Source organism: Streptomyces sp. NPDC039480 (assembly GCF_055597165.1).
On record NZ_JBVITX010000002.1, the window covers coordinates 826,965 to 848,127 of the forward strand.

Here is a 21,163-nt window from a genome sequence, read left to right on the forward strand (position 1 = left end):
TCGCAGGAACTGCACGCCACACGAGGGCAGTTGCAGAGCCTCGAGGACCGTCGCAACGAGCCCGTGGCGATCGTCGGGATGAGCTGCCGGCTGCCCGGCGGGGTGTCCTCGCCGGACCACCTGTGGGACGTCGTCCTCAAGGGCGAGGACATGATCGGCAACTTCCCCGCCGACCGCGGCTGGGACATCGACGCCCTCTACGACCCGGAGCCCGGCAACCCCGGCAAGACCTACACCCGCTCCGGCGGATTCCTGCACGACGCGGCGGACTTCGACCCGGCCTTCTTCGGCATCACGCCCCGCGAGGCCCACGGCATGGACCCGCAGCACCGCCTCATGCTGGAGGCGTCGTGGCAGGCCCTGGAGAGCGCGGGCATCAACCCGCAGACCCTCAAGGACACCGCCACCGGCGTCTTCGCCGGGTCCTTCCACCACGACTACGACCCCGGCGGCGGCAGCGTCGGCAGCCTCGTGTCCGGCCGCGTCTCCTACGCGCTCGGCCTCCAGGGCCCCGCCGTCACCGTCGACACGGCCTGCTCGTCGTCGCTGGTGGCCCTGCACCAGGCCGTGCAGTCGCTGCGCGACGGCGAGTGCACCCTCGCCCTCGCGGGCGGCGTGACCGTGCTGTCCACGCCCGGCGTCTTCGTCGAGTTCTCCCGCCAGCGCGGCCTCGCCGCCGACGGCCGCTGCAAGTCCTACGCCACCGCCGCCGACGGCACCGGCTGGGGCGAGGGCGTGGCCGTACTGGCCCTGGAGCGCCTGTCCGACGCGCAGCGCAACGGCCACCGGGTCCTCGCGGTGGTCCGGGGCAGCGCGGTGAACCAGGACGGCGCGTCCAACGGCCAGACCGCGCCCAACGGCCCCGCCCAGCAGCGCGTCATCCAGGACGCCCTCGCCTCGGCCCGGCTGACGACCGCGGACGTCGACGTCGTCGAGGGCCACGGCACCGGCACGACCCTCGGCGACCCGATCGAGGCGCAGGCGCTCCTTGCCACGTACGGCCAAGGACGCGCCCTGGAACGCCCGTTGTGGCTCGGCTCCGTCAAGTCCAACATCGGCCACACGCAGGCCGCCGCGGGTGTCGCGGGCATCATCAAGATGGTGCAGGCCATGCGGCACGGCGTCATGCCGCGCACCCTCCACGTGGACGAACCGTCGCGCCACGTCGACTGGACCGAGGGCCAGGTCAGACTCCTCACGGAGAACCGCCCGTGGCCCGAGGACGACCGCCCGCGCCGCGCCGGGGTCTCGTCCTTCGGCTACAGCGGGACGAATGCGCACGTGATCCTTGAGGCGGCGCCTGAGGACGACGTGTCGGTTCCTGTGCCTGTGCCTGTGGTTGAGGGGCCCGCTTCGGTGGTGCCGTGGGTGCTGTCGGCGCGCAGTGAGGCGGCACTGGCAGAGCAGGCGGAGAGGCTGCTGGCCCGGCTCGACGAGGGCGGGCTGCCGGATCTGCGGGATGTGGGCCACACGCTGGCGGTCGGGCGTGCGGTGTTGGAGCACCGGGCGGTTGTGCTCGGCAGTGATGTGGATGAACTGACGGCTGCGCTGGGTGAGTTGGCGGCCGGGCGTGAGGCCGCTGGTGTGGTGTCGGGCCGCGCGGGCTCGGGTGCCGCCGATGGTGGTGCGGTGTTCGTGTTCCCGGGGCAGGGCTCGCAGTGGGTCGGCATGGCCCGCGAGCTCCTCGAATTCTCTCCCGTGTTCGCGTCGCGGATGGCTGAGTGTGGTGCGGCCCTTGAGCCGTTCGTGGACGGCTGGTCTCTCCTGGACGTGGTGCGGGAGGGGGATGAGGAGGCGCTGCGTCGGGTTGACGTGGTGCAGCCGGTGCTGTTTGCGGTGATGGTGTCGCTGGCGGAGCTGTGGCGTTCGCTGGGGGTGCGGCCGGCCGCGGTCGCCGGGCACTCGCAGGGCGAGATCGCTGCCGCGTGTGTCGCGGGCGCACTGTCCTTGAGCGATGCGGCTCGGGTTGTCGCGCTGCGGTCGCGGGCGATTGTGCGGTTGGCGGGTAAGGGCGGGATGGTGTCCGTTCTGGCGCCGGAGGCGCAGGTTGTGGGCCGGTTGACCGAGGGCTTGCAGGTGGCTGTCGTCAACGGTCCTGAGCAAGTGGTCGTGTCGGGTTCTCCCGGCGAGCTGGATGCGTTCATGGCCGCCTGTGAGGCCGATGGTGTTCAGGTGCGGCGGATCGCGGTGGATTACGCCTCGCACTCGCCGCAGGTCGAGGACCTGCGCGATGAGCTGCTGGACGTACTGGCGGCCATCGAGCCCCGCAGCGGTCAGGTCCCGCTGTTCTCCACGGTCACCGGCGATGTGATCGACACGGCGGTGATGGACGCCGAGTACTGGTTCACCAACCTGCGTCAGACCGTCCGCTTCGATGCCGCCCTGCACCAGCTCCTGGAGTCCGGACACCGCATCTTCGTCGAGGCCAGCCCGCACCCCGTGCTCCTCGGCGCCGTCGTGCAGTACGCCGATCACCTTCGTACGAAGGGCGTGACCGCCGTCGGCACGCTTCGGCGCAACGAGGACGAGAAGGCCCAGCTGCTCCGCGGTCTGGCCGAGGTGTTCGTCGCCGGTCTCGACGTGTCCTGGTCGCCGTGGCTGGCCGGGGGCGCACTCGTCGAGCTGCCGACGTACGCCTTCCAGCGCCGCCGGTACTGGCAGCCCGCCGCGGCCGCCTCCGCCGACGTCGGCTCCGCGGGCCTGGAAGCCGTACGGCATCCGCTGCTCGGCGCGGCCGTCCGGCTCGCCGACAGCGACGAAGTCGTCCTCACCGGCCGCCTCTCCCGCGCCGCCCAGCCCTGGCTCGCGGACCACGCGGTCTTCGGCACGGTCATCCTGCCCGGCACCGCCTTCGTCGAGCTGGCCCTGCGCGCCGCCGACGAGGTCGGCTGCGACACGGTGCGGGAGCTGACGCTGACCGCGCCGCTGCGGCTGCCCGAACAGGGTGATGTCGACGTCCAGGTGCGGATCGGCGGCGCGGACGGCGCCGGGCGCCCCCTCGACATCTACGCGAGGCCCCGCAGGGCCGACGGCTCCGAACCGTGGACCCGCCACGCGTCCGCCGTCCTGACCACCGTTGGTCCGACCATCGCCGACGCGGCGACGGACACCAACGGCAACCCGCTGTACGGCGCCGCCTGGCCGCCCGCGGGCGCCGAACGCCTGGACGCCGCCGCGCACTACGACACGATGGCGGACGCGGGCCTGGAGTACGGGCCGGCGTTCCAGGGCCTGTCCGACGTGTGGCGGCTCGACGGCGAGATCCTCGCGCAGGTCGCCCTGCCCGGCCGGCAGGCGGAGGAGGCACGGCGCTTCGGCGCGCACCCCGCCCTCCTCGACGCCGCGTTGCAGGCCGCGGCCGTGGACGGGCTCGAAGGCGCCACGCCGCTGCCGTTCTCCTTCGGCTCGGTCACCCTGCACAGCCGGGGCGCCGACGAGGTACGCGTACGTATCGTGCCCACCGGCGACGACACGTTCACGGTGGAGGCGGCCGACCCGTCCGGTACGCCGGTCGCGCGCATCGACTCCCTCCTCGTACGCCCGGTGGCCGCCGGCGATCTCGCCACCCCGGACAGCAGCACGCAGTCGCTGCTGTCCCTCGCATGGACGCCGTACGCGGCGGGTGACGGAGAGACGCCCTCGGGGGCGGAGACCACTTCGGACGTCACGGTGCTCGACGTCGCCGCCACGCCCGCCGTCGGTGACACCGACGCAGCCCGCGCGCGGGCCGTCCTCCAGGGCACCCTGACCCAGGTGCAGGAGTGGCTGGCGCGGGACCGGCCCGCCTCGGCCCGCCTGGTCGTGCTGACCCGGCACGCCGTGCTCACCGGAACCGAGGCGCCCGACGCCGCGCTCGACCTCGCCCAGGCTCCCGTCTGGGGCCTCGCGAGGGCCGCACGCGCGGAGAACCCCGGCCGCGTGATCCTCGTAGACGCTGATCTCGGTACCGGCGCGGGCGGGCTCGACCCGGACGCGTTGGCCAGTGTGCTGAGGTCCGGTGCGCCCGAACTGGCTCTGCGCGACGGCAAGTTGTACGTGCCGTCCCTCCGTGCCGAGGACGCCCAAGCGGCCCCCGGAGCCACCCCCGGCGCCGCCTTCGGTACGGGCACCGTCCTCATCACCGGCGGTACGAGCGGCCTCGGCGCGCAGGTCGCCCGGCACGCCGCCCGGCTCGGTGCCCGGCACCTCCTCCTGCTGTCCCGTCGCGGCCCCGCGGGCGAAGGCGTGGCGGCCCTGAGCGACGAACTCACCGCCGCTGGAGCCCGGGTCACCGTGATCGCCTGCGACGCCGCCGACCGCGAGCAGCTGGCCCGCGCACTGCGCGGGCTGCCGGAGGAGTATCCGCTGACCGCCGTCGTCCACGCGGCGGGCATACTCCGTGACGCCGTCGTCGAGTCCATGGACACGGACGGCCTGAACGCGGTGCTGCGGCCGAAGTCCGACGCCGTCTGGAACCTGCACACGCTCACCGAGGGCATCGAGCTCTCCGCCTTCATCGCCTTCTCCTCCCTCGCCGGCGTCCTCGGCGGCGCGGGCCAGGCCGGTTACGCCGCGGCCAACGCGTTCCTCGACGCGCTGATGCAGCAGCGCCGCAGGGCCGGACTGCCCGGACTCTCCCTGGCCTGGGGCCTGTGGGCCGAGGCCACCGGCATGACCGGGCACCTCGGCGACGCCGATCTGGAGCGCATCAACCGCGGCGGCATCGCCGCGCTCACCACCGAGCAGGGGCTCGGGCTCCTCGACGCGGCGCTCACCCGGGACGCGGACGACGCGCTGCTCCTGGCGGCCGCCCTCAACGAACCGGTCCTGCGCACCACCGAACCGGCACTGCTGCCCCCGCTCCTCGCCGGCCTGTACCCGCCGCGCCGCCGCCTCGCGGGATCCCGCACGGGGCGCCCGGCGGACGCCGGAGGACGGCTCTCCCTCGACTCGCGGGACGCGGTCGTGGACCGGCTGCGGTACCGGTTCGCCACGACGATGGGCTTCGACACCGAGGAGCTCGACGCCGGTACGGCACTCGTCGGACAGGGCCTCGACTCCGTGATGGCCATGCAGATCCGCAGCCTGATCGAGGCCGACTTCGGGCAGTCCCTGCCGATCGCCTCGCTGTTCAACGGCGCCAGCGTGGACTCCATCGCCGACCAGCTGATCGCGGGCGCGGAAGGGGCCGTCGAGTCCGCCCCGGAGGGCGGCCCCGCCGAGGGCGCGCCCGTCGAGGGCGCCGAGACCGTCCCCGACGTCGTACGCCACCCGGCCACCCGCGACGTCGTACGCCTCCTCCGTGCCGAACAGCACGGCACGCCCGGCGTCACCCACCACGTCGGACTCGCCGTGCGCCTCACCACGCCGACGACCCCGGAGCGGCTCGCCGAGGTCATCGCCTCGCTGGCCGCCCGGCATGCCGCGCTGCGCACCGCGATCGTCCCGGACGACGACGGCGTACAGCAGCTGGAGGTACGCCGCTCACTCGACGGCGACCTGCTGCGGTGGTCCGACGTCGCCGAGGACACCGACGTGGACGAGCGGCTGTGCGCGCTGATGGAGCCGCCGTTCGACCTGGCCACGGCCCCGCTGTGGCGGTTCGAGCTGCTCGCGCGCCCGTCCGGCGAGCAGGTCCTCGTCTTCGGCGCGCACCACGCCGTCTCCGACCTCGCCTCGCTCATGCTCGTGGCGCACGGCCTGGGCGCGGGGCTCGCGGGGGCGGAACCGCCCACCGAGGTCACCAACCGCGACATCGACCTGCTGCTGAAGGCCCAGAGCGGGTCCGCCACGCAGTCCGGGGCGCCTTCGGGGGCGACCTCGGGGGCGGGTGACTGGCGTGCGGACTTCGCCGGGGCGGGGCGGCTCGACCTGGAACTCGCCGCGCCGCGTCCCACGCAGCGGTCGTACCGCTCCGCCATGCACCTCGCGGAGCTGCCGCGGGAGCTCCAGGAGCGGGTGGAGAGCGGGGCGAGGGGGCTCGGCATCACGCCCGCCGCGTTCTGGCTCGGCGCGCTGACCGCGCACCTCGCGCGGCTGCGCGACCGGGACAGGTTCGTCCTCGCGGTGCCCGTCGACACCCGCATGCACGTGTCGGCGCTCGACGCCGTCGGCTACTTCGGACTGCCGATCCCGTACGCCGCACAGGTCGACGCCGACGACACCGCCGAGGACGTCCTCCGGCGCACCGACAGCCGGCTCAGCCGGGTCCTGGAGCGCGGCGTCACGTTCTTCGACGCGATGTCCGCACTCGTGCAGGAAGGCCTGTACCGCAAGGACGCGCCGCTCGTCGAGGTCTACTTCAACTACATGCCGCCGCAGGCCGGAGCGGCGGAGGGCCTCCACATCGTCCCGGCGGGCACCGGCTACTCCGACCTCGACCTGATGGTCACGGTGATGCCGGGCCTCGGAAAGGTCGGCCTGGAGTACAACACCGACGTACTCGACGACGCGTCCTGCGCGACGCTCGCCGAGGACTTCCTGAGCCTCGCCGCCCAGTTCGCGACGGACGCGTCGACGCGGGCGCGAGGGGAGGCGCCCACTACCGAACCCGCGCCTACGACCGAGCTCGCACCCACCACCGAACCCGCGCCCGCCCCCGTCCCCACGCCCCAACTCGCCCTCGCCGCGACCTTCGCGCTCGGCAACCTGCCGGCCATGTTGTCCTTCGCCGTGCAGGACGCCGGGGTCGAGGGTGCGCCCTTCGATGTGGTGGAGGCGCCGTACCACCAGGTTCTGGCGAGTCTGCTCGATCCGGGCAGCGTGTTCGTGCAGGCGGCGACGGCCGTCGGGCTCGTCCTGTTGCGGCCCGGCGACCTCACCCGCTTCGCGGACGCCGGAAGCGGGTCGGAGCACGTGCTGCTCGACCAGCTCGCCGACGAGTACCCGGCCGCGCTGCGCTCCCTCGCCGAGCGCACCCGCAAGCCGCTCGTCGTCGCCTTCCTGCCCGACAGCGCCGACGACGGACGCCTCCGGGACTGGGAACAGCAGGTGACGCTGCGCCTCGCGGACGTCCCCGGCATCGCCGTCCTGCCCTCCGACACCTGGACCGGCGACGACTACCCGGTGGCGGACGTGTTCGACGCCCACACCGACGCGATGGCTCACCTGCCGTTCCAGGACGAGTTCCAGGCCCTGGTGGCGCTGCGCCTCGCCGACGTACTCCAGCAGGTGCGCCGGCGGGCACCCAAGGTGATCGTCGTCGACGGCGACGAGACGCTGTGGAGCGGCATCGCGGGCGAAGTCGGCCCCGAGAACGTCGACTTCACCGGAGCCCGCGCCCTGCTCGCCGCCCGGCTGCTCCAGTGGCGGGAGGCCGGCGTCCTGCTCGCCATGGTCTCCAACAACGACGAGGAGACCGTGCACCGCATCCTCGACCGCCCCGACAGCCCGCTGCGCCGTGAGCACTTCGCCGCGATCTCCGCCGCCTGGGAACCCAAGTGGACCCGGATCGTCCGGATTGCTGAGGAGCTGCGGCTCGGTCTCGACAGTTTCCTCTTCCTCGACGACAACCCCGTCGAAATCGCCGGGGTCCGCGCCCAGTTGCCGGAAGTGCTCTGCCTCACCTGCCCGAGCGCCGGCGAACTCGCCGACTTCGTCACCCGGCTGTGGCCGATGGTGCCGCGGGCCGCGACGGCGGAGGACTCCGCACGGGCCGACTTCTACCGGCAGGAGCAGGTGCGCGACGAGGCCAGGGCCCAGCTCGGCTTCGCCGAGTTCCTGGAGAACCTCCGGCTCGAACTCGACATCGAACCGGTGAACGAGGAGACCGCCGAGCGCACCGTCCAGCTCAGCAGGCGCACCAATCAGTTCAACCTGCGGCCCCGCCCTCTGGACGACGCCGAACTGGCGCGACTGCGGCAGAGCGGCGAGGTGTGGACGGCGACGGCACGGGACCGCTTCGGCGCGTACGGGCAGATCGGCGTCCTGGCGGTCACCGTCGACGGTGACGCGCTCGAAGTCGTCGCCTGGATGATGAGCTGCCGCGTGCTCGGCCGGGGCGTCGAGGACCGGTTGCTGCAGTGGCTCGCCGACCGCGCCGAGGCCCATGGCTGCACCACGGTGCGGCTGATCGCCGACAACACACCCCGCAACATTCCCGCCCGACGCCTCGTGTCCCGCCTGGGCGGCGGCGACGTCGACGCACCCCGCCTGGAGACGGCGGTGGGGCTCGCACAACTTCGGGAGTTCCGTTCCTGGGACCCCGCATCCGATCATGCAGCGGAGGACAGCAATGCCTGAGGCGGCAAGCGGCACGAGTCGCAACCGCAGTGTCAACCGGCGACCCGAGGAGGAGGCGATCGAGCGGAGCGGTCCCGGCAGAAGTGCCGCGGCCAATCTCCTCGCCCACTTCCGGAAACCACCGACCGGCCCTGCCGCGACGCAGCCGCCCGCGGGGGGCGCGAGCCCTTCCGCAGGGGGCGCGAGCCCGACGGCTGGTGCCGCGGACTCGAAGGGCGCCGACGCGGGCCCGACGGGTGTCGGCGCAGGCGTCCAGGGTGCTGGCGCGGGCCCGACGGGTGGCAGCGCCGGTCTGACGGGTGGCGGCGCGGATCTGAAGGGTGCCGGTGCGGGCCTGACGGGTGGCGGCGCCGGTCTGACGGGTGGCGGTGCGGGCGCGACGGGCGCCGGCACGGGTCCGGCGGGTGGCGGCGCGGACTTGAAGGGTGCCGGTGCGGGCCCGACGGGTGGCGGTGTAGGCCTGACGGGTGGTGCGGGTTCGGCGGAGCCGACGTCAGCGGCAGGGCCCGCCGGGGCCACCGGGCTCCCCGGGTCCACCGAGCAGCCCGGCGCCGCCGGACCCGTGCGGACCGTCGCCGAAGTCGCCGCGGACATTGCCGCCCGCGCCGCCCGCTTTCTCCCCGGTGGTGCGCCCGACTCCGAGACGGACCTGTTCGACGCCGGGCTCTCCTCCGTCGACGCCGTCGAGCTCGTCGCGCTGATGGCGCGGGAACTCGACGTACAGCTGACCCTCGACGACGTCTTCGCCGACGCCCGTCCGCGGCGCCTGGCCCAGCGCTGGGCCAAGGCCCTGGGCCTGCCCACGACGGCGTCGGCCACCCCCGCCCCGGCAGCCACGGCAGCCCCGACTCCCACGGCGCCCGTGCCCACGGCCCCCGCGCCCACGGCCGTGACCCCCACAGCCGTCCCTGTCCCCGTCCCCACCTCCGTCTCCGCCCCCACCCCCTCCATACCCCCCGTCCTCATCCCCGCCCCCCACAGCTCCACCCACGACGAAGACCTCGAGGCGATCCTCGCCGACCTCGCGTTGGCCGATCGGCTGCCGTTCAGTCGGCAGGCCGACCCCGTGGCGCCCCGGCGGATTCTGCTCACCGGCGCCACCGGGTACCTCGGGAGTCACCTCCTGCTCGACCTGCTGCGGCAGGGCGACGCCCACGTCGTGTGTCTCGTGCGGGCCGCCGACGACGCCGCGGCGGAGCGGCGGCTCGCCGACGCGCTGGCCGGCTTCGACCAGCCCTGGACCGCCGAGGTGCGGCGCCGGGTCACCGTCCTCGCGGCCGACCTGAGGCAGCCGTTCCTCGGACTGGCACAGGACGTGTGGGAGGGGCTCGCCCAGGACCTCGACTCGATCGTCAACGTCGCCGCCGCCGTCGACTTCCTGCGCGGCTACCCCTCCCTGCGCCAGACCAACGTGCTCGGCCCGCTGGCCCTCGCCGAACTGGCGATGACGGGCCGCGCCAAGCCGCTGCACCACATCTCCTCGGTCGCCGTCTTCAACGAGGTCGGCATCGAGAAGATGGGCGAGGACGACCCGGTGGCCCACATCGACCGGCTCTTCGCCGGCTACGACAAGTCGAAGTGGGCGGCGGAAGCCGTGCTGCGGCGCGCCCGCGAGCACGGGCTCACCGTCACGTTCCTGCGGCCCGGCGCGATCGGCGGCCACACCCGCACCGGCGTGTACAACCCGCGCGACCTCAGCACCGGTCTGATCGGCGCGTTCTCCCGGTACCGGACCGTGCCCGCCTTCAAGTTCATGAACCTCGCGCCGGTCGACTGGATCAGCAAGGTGACGGCCGCCGTGGTCTTCGACCCCGCGGCGTGGGGCCAGAACTACAACGTCACGGGCCGCGCCGAGACCCTGCCCCAGCTGGTCAAGGACATGAAGCTGGCCGGCATGAACGTCCGCGTGGCCAACTGGCGGGCGTGGCGCGACGATCTGCTGGAGCGGCACGCCGCCGACCCCGTGCCCGAGCTCGACTTCCTGATCCGCATCCTGCGCAGCCCCACCGCCATGAAGCTCTTCGAGGCACTGATGTTCGGCCCGGAGGCCGGCTCGGAGCGCACCGACCGCTTCGTCGCGCGGCACCGCCTGCCCGAGGCCGAACGGTACGGGTCGCAGGCGCAGTTGAAGGCCTTCGAGCGGATGGCGAAGGACGGTGTCGCCCGGCTTCCCAGCCGCGAGGACCCGCCCTACCTGCAGTTCCGTGAGCGGACCAAGGGCCGGATCGGTCCCGTCGGCGAGGAGCGCGACGCCAAGTGCAGGATGGCGCTCACCCTCTCCATCGCCAGCATGTACCAGGTCGTACGCCACCGGAAGATCGACGTCCGCGGTGAGGTGTTCTGCGAACGGCTGCACCCGGAGCCGCTGACCGTGGAGGCCGGCGAGATCTGGGTCCGCCCGGACGAGGGCGTACCGCTGCGGCACGGCAGCGACCATCCGCTGCTGCGCTACCGCCTCGTCCTCGTGGACCGCGACGGCGGCCGCTGGTGGCTGGAGGGCTGGAAGACGGCCCGCGCCAGCCGCGACTTCTGGAAGCAGACCCGCACCATCGACGTCACCATCGGCCGCGAGAACGAACCCGCGACCCTCACCGGTGTCGTCAAGGTCCCCGGCAAGAGCTACGTCCCCGACCAGATCGACGGCATCGAGGTCGACCCGCGCCTCTCCTCCCAGGAGCAGCGCCTCGCCAAACTCGCCTGGCTCTCCTGGTTCTTCGTCCAGGTCGGCATGGGCCTCGCCGAACCGTCCCTGCGCGCCGTCGCCGAACTCCTCGACCTGCGCAAGGACGCCATCGACCGGGACCAGGACAAGCTGCAACGCAAGATCAGGAAGCTGATGATCAAAAGGGAGCAGACCCGATGACGCCGCTGAGGCCCCTCCACCACGCACTCGGCGACCGCGTCGAGGACATCCCCTTCACCGCCTCCGACGGCACCCGGCTCGGCCTCACCCGCGTCGCCCCCGAGGACGGCTCCACCGACCGCCCGGTCGTCCTGATCCTGCACGGACTGACCGCGTCGGCCGACATGTTCACGCTGCCCGAGACCCGCAACCTCGTGGACGTCCTGCTCGACGCGGGCTACGAACCGTGGCTCCTCGACTGGCGCGGCAGCTGCCGGCTGCCCTACAACGAGGGCCGGGTCCGCTACACCTTCGACGACGTGGCGCTCTACGACATCCCCGAGGCCGTTTCGCTGATCAGGGGACGTATCGAGGGACGCGAACTCCTCGTCGTGGCGCACTGCATCGGCGCGATGTGCCTGTCCCTCAGCATGGCCGCGGGCCTGGTGCCCGGCCTGTCCGGCGTCGTCGCGCAGGGCGTGTTCCTCACCCCGAAGATGTCCTGGAAGACGCGGGCCCGCCTGCACTTCGGCGGAGAGCTGCTGCGCTCCCGCTTCGTCAACATCCCCACCGACTTCAAGAAGGTCGGCATGTGGTCGAAGCACTCCCTGATCTTCGCCGAGGTGTCGCTGGGCGCCGAGTGCAAGGACCCCAACTGCCAGATCCTGCACAACGACTCGTGGGGTGTCGGCGGTTCGCTCTTCGAGCACGACAACCTCGACGACGTCACCCACGACCGCCTCGCCGACCTGTACGGCACGGTGCCGATGTGGATCCTGCCGCACCTGCGCAGCATCGAACTGGCGCACACGATGATGCGGTACAACGACAGCGACGGCCGCTACGATGCCCTGCCGAAGAACGCCCTCGACCAGGCGGGCTCGTACGACGCGCCCCTGATGCTGCTCTCCGGCAGCGACAACCGCTTCTGGTACGACTCGAACGAGATCTGCCACGACGTCCTGAAGCGCCGCTACCCCGAGATGGACGTCCGGTACGTGGAGGTGCCGGGCTACGGCCATCTCGACGCGTTCATCGGCCGCAACGCCGCGCTCGACGTGTTCGGCCACATCGTCGACTTCCTCGACGAGTGCCGGGTGACCGATGACGTCCGCGCCTGACCTGCCGGGCGCCCCGGCGCCCGGCACGCGCCTGCTCATGCCCGTCATCCTGCTCGCCATCTTCACGGTCCCGCTGTCCGTGTCCGGCACCGCCGTCTCCCTCGGCGACATCGCCGACGACCTGGGCAGCTCATCGGTGGGCGAGCAGTGGGTCCTCAACGGCTACAACCTGACGTTCGCCTGCTCGACCCTCGTCTGGGGCTCCGTCGCCGACATCATCGGGCGCTGGCAGGCGCTGCTCTTCGGGCTGCTCACGTTCGGCGCGGGCTCCGCGCTCAGCCTCGTCGCCGGCAACTACTGGGTCCTCGACGGGGCCCGGCTGCTGGCCGGCGCGGGGGCCGGGGCGGTCTTCTCGGTGGGCTCGGCCGTCGTCTCGTCGAACTTCGAGGGCGAACGGCGCACCCGCGCCTTCGCCCTCCTCGGGTCGGTCGCGGGCCTCTCGCTCGCGTTCGGCCCGTCCCTGTGCGGGCTGCTCACCCAGCTCTCCGGCTGGCGCCTCGTCTACGGCTTCCAGCTGACCTGCCTGGTCGTCGCCTGCGCGGGCATGCCGCTGATCCGCCGGGCCGCCGCCCACGAGAAGCGGCGCGCGGCCCGCATCGACTGGCCGGGAGCGGTGCTGTTCTGCACGGCGACCACCGTCACCCTCGGCGGCCTCGCCCTCGGCTCGGCGACGGGCTGGGCCTCACCGCCCTTCCTGCTCTGCACGGCCTTCGGCATCGGCTGCTACGGCCTGTTCGCCTGGCGCGAGAACACCGCGCCCAATCCGCTGCTCAGCCTGAGCACCCTGCGCAGCAGGCGCTTCGCCGGCATCACGCTGGTCGTCGCGGTGGCGTCGTTCACCTTCACCAACGCGGTCGCCTACCTGCCGGTGTTCTTCCAGGGCGCGTACGGGGCGTCGGCCGGTGCCAGCGGCGCGTACCTCATGTTCCTGACCCTGCCCGTCCTGGTCGCCCCGCTGATCGCCGCCCGCCTGACCGCCCGCGGCACCCCCGCCCACACCATCTTCACGTGGAGCATCGGGCTGCTGGTCGTGGGCCTCGTCCTCGCGGGCGCGACCGCCGCTCCCGGGCTGGCCTGGATGACGCTGCCGATGGTCGTCGTCGGCATCGGGTTCGGGCTCCAGGCGGGGCTCGTCGACGGCGAGGCGCTCGCGCACGTACCGGCGGACGAGGCGGGCATGGGGGCGGGCTGGATCAACACGGTCCGCCTCGGCAGCGAGGCCATCGCGGTCTCGCTCTTCGGCTCGCTCTTCGCCAGCTTCGCGGGCGACGCCGACGACGCCTCGCGCAGCGGTTTCGCCGCCATCACGATCGGCTCCACGCTGTGCGCGGCGGTGCTCGGGATCGTCTCGGTCCTCCTCATGCGGCGGCCGCGCCCTGCGACCCACGCCGAGGAACCCAGGCCGGCGGACACCATCGCCTGACCCTCCTGTTCGCCTGACTCTCCTGTTCAGCTGACCCTCCTGTTCGGCCGAGTCTCCTGTTCAATGGAGGGATGATCGAGAACGGATCGGCCCAACTCGCCCTCGCGGCACGGTTCGAGGAGCACAGGCCCCGGCTGAACGCAGTGGCGTACCGCATGCTCGGCTCGCTGGGCGAGTCCGAGGACGCGGTGCAGGAGGCCTGGTTCCGGCTGAGCCGCACCGAGGCGGGGCCGGACGCGGGGGAGGTGCGGAACCTGGGCGGCTGGCTGACCACCGTCGTCGGCCGCATCTGCCTGGACCTGCTGCGCTCCCGGCAGTCCCGGCGCGAGGACTCCCTGGACGCGTCCCTGCAGGCCTTCGGCGAGACGCACATCCCCGACCCGGTCGTGGCGCGCGTCGACACGGCCGACCCCGAGCAGGAGGCGCTGCTCGCCGATTCGGTGGGCCTCGCGCTCCTCGTCGTACTCGACACCCTGGCGCCCGCCGAACGCCTCGCGTTCGTGCTGCACGACATGTTCGCCGTGCCCTTCGACGAGATCGCGCCCGTCGTCGAGCGCTCGGCGGCGACGACCAGGCAACTGGCGAGCCGGGCCCGCCGCCGGGTGCGGGACGCGACGCCGGCCGCGGAGACCGACGTCGCCAAGCAGCGCGAGGTCGTCGAGGCGTGGATGGCGGCCACGCGCGCCGGCGACTTCGACGCGCTTCTCGAACTCCTCGACCCGGACGTCGTGCTGCGCGCCGACACGGGGGAACTGTCCTCCGGCCTTTCGAAGTTGGTGCGCGGCGCGGCGGCGGTGGCCGATCAGGCCGCGATGTTCGCGCGGGGCGCCGCGGACCAGCACATGGTGCTCGTCAACGGCCTCCCCGGCCTGGTCGGACTCCCGGGCGGCGAGGCGGTCTCGCTCGGGTCCTTCACGGTGGTGGACGGCAGGATCGTCGAGATCAACATCATCGCGGACCGCGCACGCCTGCGGCACCTGACCCGCCCCCTCACGGACGCCTGAGCCATCACCGGACGGCCCCCGCGGTACCGGCACCACCACCGGTCCTGCGGACCACCCGCAACAGATACTCCTTGCGGTGGAGCGGATCGTGGTCCGTCCGCTCGCGCCGCGGGACCGTCCCGCCGCGCACCGGTTCGTAGTGGTCGAAGGAGGCCTCCAACTCGCCCTCACCGCGGGTGAGTCCGGGCAGTAGCTGCTCCAGCGCGTGCACCTGCTGCGCGGGAATGTCTCCTTCCAGGCGGTACGCCGCTCCGTTCGCCGTGGGGGAGCGGGGGACGGCGCGCAGCCGGGCGAGTACGGGCAGGACCGCCCCGACCGTGTCGGCGGGCACGTCGAGCCGGAAGTGGTGCATCGGCTCGTGCACCACCGTGCCCGCCGCCCGCAGCGCGTCCATCAGGACCAGCGGCGTCAGATTCCGGAAGTCCCCGGCTGTGCTGGACATGCTCTTGTCGAACGTGCCGTGGGCATGGCTCTGACGCGGCCAGTACCCGGCGTGCGTCATCGTCACGGTGCAATCGGGCACCCGCCAGCCGTACAAACCCTGGTGCAGTGTCTCCCTGACGGTCTCCTCGACGGCCCTGAAGAACGCGTACGGCATCGACCCGAGCTCGACCCCGAGCCGGAACTCCACCCCGGAGCCCACCGGCGCGGGCGCCACCCGCAGCCCGACCGTGGCGAGGAACGGATTGGGTTCCTTGTCGATGATCTCGAACGCCGCACCGGTGCCGACGACCCGCTCCACGCAGATCGTCGTGGTCTCCCGGAAGGAGACGTCGAGCCCGAAGTCCTCGGCGAGCGTCGCCTGGATGACCTCCTTCTGCACCTCGCCGTAGAGCGAGACGGACACCTCCTGGCGGATGTCGTCCTGCCGCAGGTCGATCAGCGGGTCCTGCTCGGCGAGCCGGGTGAGCGCGAGGTGGAGGGCGCCGCGGTCGGCGGGTCGGAGCGGGGAGACGACGGTCTCCAGGGTCGGCGGCGCAAAGAAGCGACCACCGGGCTCGACACCCTGCCGCGGCACGCCGATCACGTCCCCGATCCTGACGTCCCCCAGCCCCCACAGCTTGCCGATCTGCCCCGCACGGACCTCCTGGCACCGCACGTCCGAGCCGCGCTCGAAGACACTGACGGCGGTGACCTTGGCCTCCGTGCCGAGGTCAAGGCGGTCCCGCGTGCGGACCGTGCCCGAGAACATGCGTACGTACGCGATCTTCTCCCCGGCCACGCCCCGCTCGACCTTGAACACGCTCCCGGAGACCGGCCCTTCGGCGTCCCCGGCCGATGAGGGCAACAACTCCACGACGCCGTCAATGAGTTCACGTACACCCATCCCCGTCATGGCCGACCCGAAGAAGACCGGGTGGACGAGCGCGCTCCGGGTCTGCCGGGCCAGTTCGGTGCGGAGACGGTCGTACGAGAGGGACGCCGCGTCGTCGACGTAGGCGGACAGAAGCGTGTCGTCGTGCTCGGCGAGCACCTCGGTCAGCCGAGCGGTGAAGCCCCCGGCCCCGGCGCTCTCGCCGGTGTACGGGGTGAAGGCGGCCTCGCGCGTACCGAGCCCGGAGACCGTGCCCATCGGGACGACGTCGGGGGTCAGCCGGTCGGCGATGTGCCGCAGGACGCCTTCGCAGCGGGCGCCGCGGCGGTCCGCCTTGTTCACGAAGATCAGCGTGGGGATGCGCAGCCGGCGCAGCGTCCGCAGCAGAACGCGGGTCTGCGCCTGGACCCCCTCCACGGCGGACACCACGAGCACGGCACCGTCGAGCACGCTGAGCACCCGCTCCACCTCGGCGATGAAGTCCGGGTGGCCGGGGGTGTCGATCAGATTGACGGTCGTACCGCCGATGGAGAAGGAGACGACCGCGGACTTGATGGTGATACCGCGCTGCCGCTCCAGGGCGAGGGAGTCGGTCCGGGTGTTTCCGTCATCGACGCGACCGACCTCGTCGATGACCCCGGCGGCATACAGAAGCCGCTCGGTCAGGCTGGTCTTACCGGCGTCGATGTGAGCCAGAATGCCCAGGTTCAGGATGCGCGGGCTGGGAGTGTTCGGGGCAGCTGAATGCACGTACGGTCATGTCCTCTGTGGAAGTGGCGATTCCTTTCGCGTGGGACATGCACGAACGCCGCATTTCCTTCTCCTCCACAGATTCCACAGACTCCACCGGGCCTCTGCCGGTCCCGCCAGTGCAGCAGGGGCCGGCCCGGAGCGGCAACCGAATAAGGCCCAGCCGGCCCCGGAAACGCCGACAGCACCCGGCTCCGCGCGGATGCCGGGTGCTGTCGGACGAAGCGTGAAGAAGTCCGACGCGGTGCGTCAGGCCTTCTTCGTCTCCCAGAAGATCTTGTCGATCTGGGCGATGTGGTCCAGCGCCTTCTGGCCCGTGGCCGGGTCCGTCGAGGCCTTCGCGGCCGAGAGGGCCTTGAGGGTGTCGTTGACCAGCTGGTGCAGCTCCGGGTACTTCTCGAAGTGCGGGGGCTTGAAGTAGTCGCTCCAGAGCACCGAGACGTGGTGCTTCGCGAGCTCGGCGCGCTGCTCCTTGATGACCACGGCGCGCGCCTGGAAGTGCGCGTCGTCGTTGGCGGCCATCTTCTCCTGCACGGCCTTGACCGACTCCGCCTCGATACGGGCCTGGGCCGGGTCGTACACGCCGCAGGGCAGGTCGCAGTGGGCGCTGACCTTCACCTTGGGGGCAAACAGGCGGGAAAGCATGGTGCTGTCCTCCTCGTGATCGTCTTCTCAGGTGGGACATTACTCCGTGAGAGACGTGTTTTCGCGAGTGCCCCCTTGGGCTTAGGACAAAAGTCCAGGGTCAGACTGGGACTGGTGGAGGATAGGACCGGGGAGGTGCCGGGGATGCCGGAGCTGTCGCAGGAGGGCGAGCGCGGGAGGGCCGTCGTGCCGTGGGGTGCCGCGGAGGTGACGGGTCCTTCGATGGTGCCGACGCTGCACCACGGGGACCGGCTGCTCGTGCAGTGGGGGGCACGGGTGCGTCCGGGTGACGTGGTGATCCTGTGCCATCCGTTCCAGCAGGACCTGTTGGTGGTCAAGCGGGCCAAGGAGCGGCGCGGGGGCGGCTGGTGGGTGCTCGGCGACAACGCGTTCGCGGGCGGGGACAGCACGGATTACGGGGTTGTTCCTGAAGAGCTCGTCCTGGGGAAGGTGCGGTTCCGCTATCGGCCGCCGGCGCCCGGCCGCCGCTCGCCGCTCGCGCTGGTGCGCTGGGCGCTCGGCGCCGTGCGGCCGGTGGCGGCGGACCGCTCCGTCTCCAGGCGCTTCCGGGCGCGGTAGGCGGCGACGTTGGCGCGGGTCGCGCAGCGGTCCGAGCAGTAGCGCCGGGAGCGGTTCGTGGACGTGTCGAGGTAGGCGTTGCGGCACGGCGCCGCCTCGCACAGGCCGAGGCGGTCCACGCCGTGCTCGGTGAGGTGGAAGGCGAGGCCCATCGCGGCGATCGCGGCGTACCCCGCCGTCGCGTTCGAGGGATGGTCCGCCAGATGCAGATGCCACAGCGGGCGGCCGTCGTCGTCCCGGTGGTCGTGGCCCGAGATCTGCGGGCTGACGGGGAACTCCAGGAGCAGTGAGTTCAGCAGGTCGACCGCGAGCGTCTCGTCGCCGCCGTCCGCCGCCTCGAAGACCGCCCGAAGCCTGGCCCGCACGGAACGGAAGCGCGTGACGTCGGAGTCCGTCGCGCGGCGCCCCATCTGCGTGCTCGGCCCGAACAGCTCCCTGATCGCCTCGACGGACGTCAGCGTGTCCTTGTTGCGGCCCGGCTCCTCGCTGTTGACCAGGCGTACGGCGTAGTCCGAGTAATAGGCCAGTTCCACTTGTAGTCCTTACGGGGGCGGGCTATGGTCATTCCCATCGGCCGGTAATGGCCGACTGCGGTACTAGGGTATTACGTGTCTTACGTTGTGGAGGGTTTCTGATGACGGAAACGGGGACCGAGGCCGGCGCCGCGCTCGGCACCGACTGGCGCGCCTGGCAGGACAGCTGGGACCGGCAGCAGCAGTGGTACCTCCCGGACCGCGAGGAGCGGTTCCGGATCATGCTCGACATGGTCGAGGCCGTGGTCGGCACCGCGCCGCGCGTCCTCGATCTGGCGTGCGGTACGGGAAGTATTACGGACCGGCTGCTCAAGAGGTTCCCGGACGCGACAAGCGTCGGCGTCGACCTCGACCCCGCGCTGCTCACCATCGCCGAGGGCACCTTCGCCGGGGACGACCGGGTCACCTTCGTCACCGCCGATCTGAAGGACCCCGACTGGACCGCCGCGCTGCCGCACGACTCGTACGACGCCGTGCTCACCGCGACCGCGCTGCACTGGCTGTTCAGCGAACCGCTCGCCGCGCTCTACGGCCAGGTCGCCGGACTCGTCCGCGACGGCGGCGTCTTCATGAACGCCGACCACATGCCCGACCCCGCGACGCCCCGCCTGAACGAGGCCGACCGCGCCCAGCGCCACGCCCGGATGGACCGCGCCAAGGCCGAGGGCGCCGTGGACTGGAAGGAGTGGTGGCAGCTCGCCGCCAAGGACCCGGTGCTCGCCGAGCCCACCGCCAAGCGCTTCGAGATCTACGGCGAGCATGCGGACGGCGACACCCCGCCGCCCGAGTGGCACGCGCGGACGCTGCGCGAGGCGGGTTTCGGCGAGGCGCGCACGGTGTGGGCCTCGCCCTCCGACGCGATGGTTCTCGGCCTGAAGTAACCAGCAAAGGAAGGGGCGGTACGGATCGCTGATCCGTACCGCCCCTTCCGCGCGTTCTCACGTGCGGGTCCGCTGTGGTTGCTCGCGCAGTTCCCCGCGCCCCTTACAGGGCGCGGTTACAGCACCTTCGACAGGAACGACTGTGTGCGCTCCTGCTGCGGGTTCGTCAGGACGTCGCGCGGGTTGCCGGACTCGACCACCACGCCGCCGTCCATGAAGACGAGGCTGTCGCCGACCTCGCGGGCGAAGCCCATCTCGTGCGTGACGACGATCATCGTCATGCCGGACTCCGCGAGGTCGCGCATCACGTCGAGCACGTCACCGACCAGCTCGGGGTCGAGCGCCGACGTCGGCTCGTCGAACAGCATCAGCTTCGGGTCCATCGCCAGCGCACGGGCGATCGCCACGCGCTGCTGCTGGCCGCCGGAGAGCTGCGACGGGTAGTTGCCCGCCTTGTCGGCGAGGCCGACGCGCTCAAGGAGCTGGCCCGCGCGTTCCCGCGCCTCGGCCTTCGCGATGCCCTTGACCTGGACCGGCGCCTCCATGACGTTCTCGAGGGCCGTCATGTGCGGGAAGAGGTTGAAGCGCTGGAAGACCATGCCGATGTCCCGGCGCTTCAGGGCGACCTCGCTGTCCTTCAGCTCGTACAGCTTGTCGCCCTTCTGGCGATAGCCGACCAGCTCCCCGTCGACGTACAACCGACCGGCGTTGATCTTCTCCAGGTGGTTGATGCAGCGCAGGAACGTCGACTTGCCGGAGCCGGACGGGCCGATGAGGCAGAAGACCTCACCCGACTCGACCTCCAGGTCGATGCCCTTGAGGACCTCTACGTTGCCGAAGGACTTGTGGACGCCTTCGGACTTCACCATGGCGGTCATGCGGTGCCTCCCCGCGGGCTGTTGAGGGACAGCATGTTGGCCTTGATCTTCTGCCAGGGGGTGTCCGGCAGCGAGCGCGACGAACCGCGCGCGTAGTAACGCTCCAGGTAGAACTGTCCGACGCTGAGGATCGACGTCATGATCAGGTACCAGCAGGCGGCGAGCAGCAGCGTCTCCACCGTCGCGCCGGACGAGGTGCCGATGTCCTGGGCGTACTTGAGGAGCTCGTAGTACTGGACGGCGGCGACCAGCGACGTCGTCTTCAGCATGTTGATGAACTCGTTGCCCGTCGGGGGCACGACGACGCGCATCGCCTGCGGCAGCACGACGCGGCGCAGCGTCTTGTTGTGGCTCATGCCGAGCGCGTGCGACGCCTCGGTCTGGCCCTCGTCGACCGAGAGCAGGCCGGCGCGGCAGATCTCCGCCATGTACGCGGCTTCGTTGAGGCCGAGGCCGAGCAGCGCCGTCAGGAACGGCGTCATGAAGTCCGACCACTCGTCCTTGTAGACGGGGCCGAGGTTGATGTAGTCGAAGACGAAGCCGAGGTTGAACCAGACGAAGAGCTGGACCAGGACCGGCGTACCGCGGAAGAACCAGATGTAGAACCAGGCGATCGACGAGGTCACCGGGTTCTTCGACAGACGCATGACCGAGAGGATCACACCGCCGACCACGCCGATGAGCATCGACAGGAAGGTGAGGATCAGCGTCTCGCGGACACCCTTGAGGATGCGCTCGTCGAAGAAGTTGTCGGGGATCGCGCCCCAGTTGATATCGCCCTGCGAGAAGGCGAAGACGATCGAGGCGAGGACGCCGATCGCCAGGACCGCGGCGATGTAACGGCCGAAGTGCCGGACCGGGATGGCCTTGATGGCCTCCGCCGGGCGGGCCGTGGGGACGTCGTCCGCCGGGCCCTTCTTGGAGATGTCTGGGGTCACGTGAGTGGCCTTTCAGCGACTGGGAGGGGGAGGG

At 71.7% G+C, this 21,163-nt stretch carries 11 protein-coding genes and 1 pseudogene; 7 read left to right on the top strand and 5 right to left on the bottom strand.

What is annotated here, in order from left to right:
* Nucleotides 1-54 precede the first annotated feature (54 nt).
* From ACZ56E_RS09755 to ACZ56E_RS09775, 5 genes and pseudogenes are all read left to right on the top strand, one after another.
* Nucleotides 55-8,220 (top strand): annotated as a pseudogene (locus ACZ56E_RS09755) (HAD-IIIC family phosphatase); the annotation flags it as partial.
* Nucleotides 8,213-11,083 carry a thioester reductase domain-containing protein gene (locus ACZ56E_RS09760; protein ID WP_471212795.1) on the top strand — a complete coding sequence of 957 codons (2,871 nt, stop codon included), beginning with the start codon at nt 8,213-8,215 and terminating at the stop codon, nt 11,081-11,083. The pseudogene ACZ56E_RS09755 and the gene ACZ56E_RS09760, both read left to right, overlap by 8 nt.
* Nucleotides 11,080-12,183, top strand: coding sequence for an alpha/beta hydrolase (locus ACZ56E_RS09765; protein ID WP_471212797.1), 1,104 nt, complete (start codon nt 11,080-11,082; stop codon nt 12,181-12,183). The genes ACZ56E_RS09760 and ACZ56E_RS09765 overlap by 4 nt, the downstream gene beginning before the upstream one ends.
* The gene (locus tag ACZ56E_RS09770) at nt 12,167-13,606 is read left to right on the top strand and encodes an MFS transporter (protein ID WP_471212800.1); all 1,440 of its coding nucleotides are present in this window, start codon (nt 12,167-12,169) and stop codon (nt 13,604-13,606) included. The genes ACZ56E_RS09765 and ACZ56E_RS09770 overlap by 17 nt, the downstream gene beginning before the upstream one ends.
* A gap of 71 nt (nt 13,607-13,677) precedes the next feature.
* Complete coding sequence (locus ACZ56E_RS09775; RefSeq protein ID WP_471212803.1) at nt 13,678-14,610, top strand: sigma-70 family RNA polymerase sigma factor; 933 nt, start codon at nt 13,678-13,680, stop codon at nt 14,608-14,610.
* Between the two features lie 4 nt (nt 14,611-14,614).
* On the opposite strand, the gene ACZ56E_RS09780 is transcribed toward ACZ56E_RS09775, so the two are convergent.
* The gene (locus ACZ56E_RS09780) at nt 14,615-16,675 is read right to left on the bottom strand and encodes a GTP-binding protein (RefSeq protein WP_471212805.1); all 2,061 of its coding nucleotides are present in this window, start codon (nt 16,673-16,675) and stop codon (nt 14,615-14,617) included.
* A 249-nt stretch (nt 16,676-16,924) separates the two neighbouring features.
* Nucleotides 16,925-17,320, bottom strand: coding sequence for a superoxide dismutase, Ni (gene sodN, locus ACZ56E_RS09785; RefSeq protein WP_055699600.1), 396 nt, complete (start codon nt 17,318-17,320; stop codon nt 16,925-16,927).
* A 144-nt stretch (nt 17,321-17,464) separates the two neighbouring features.
* Between sodN and sodX the strand changes: the two genes are divergently transcribed.
* Nucleotides 17,465-17,899 carry a nickel-type superoxide dismutase maturation protease gene (sodX, locus tag ACZ56E_RS09790; protein ID WP_471212810.1) on the top strand — a complete coding sequence of 145 codons (435 nt, stop codon included), beginning with the start codon at nt 17,465-17,467 and terminating at the stop codon, nt 17,897-17,899.
* Here the strand turns inward: sodX and ACZ56E_RS09795 are convergent.
* Entirely contained in the window at nt 17,782-18,432 is a 651-nt protein-coding gene (locus tag ACZ56E_RS09795) for a CGNR zinc finger domain-containing protein (protein ID WP_471212813.1), read from the bottom strand. The two genes, sodX and ACZ56E_RS09795, sit on opposite strands and share 118 nt — an antisense overlap.
* 101 nt (nt 18,433-18,533) lie before the next feature.
* Here ACZ56E_RS09795 and ACZ56E_RS09800 point away from each other — a divergent pair, with 101 nt between their 5' ends.
* Nucleotides 18,534-19,313, top strand: coding sequence for a methyltransferase (locus ACZ56E_RS09800; RefSeq protein ID WP_471212816.1), 780 nt, complete (start codon nt 18,534-18,536; stop codon nt 19,311-19,313).
* 116 nt (nt 19,314-19,429) lie between these two features.
* Here the strand turns inward: ACZ56E_RS09800 and ACZ56E_RS09805 are convergent, their stop codons facing one another.
* Nucleotides 19,430-20,191, bottom strand: a complete 762-nt coding sequence (locus ACZ56E_RS09805; protein WP_468608970.1) for an amino acid ABC transporter ATP-binding protein — start codon at nt 20,189-20,191, stop codon at nt 19,430-19,432.
* Nucleotides 20,188-21,129 (bottom strand): amino acid ABC transporter permease, encoded by a 942-nt coding sequence (locus ACZ56E_RS09810; protein WP_468608968.1) that lies wholly within the window; start codon nt 21,127-21,129, stop codon nt 20,188-20,190. The genes ACZ56E_RS09805 and ACZ56E_RS09810 overlap by 4 nt, the downstream gene beginning before the upstream one ends.
* Nucleotides 21,130-21,163 lie beyond the last annotated feature (34 nt).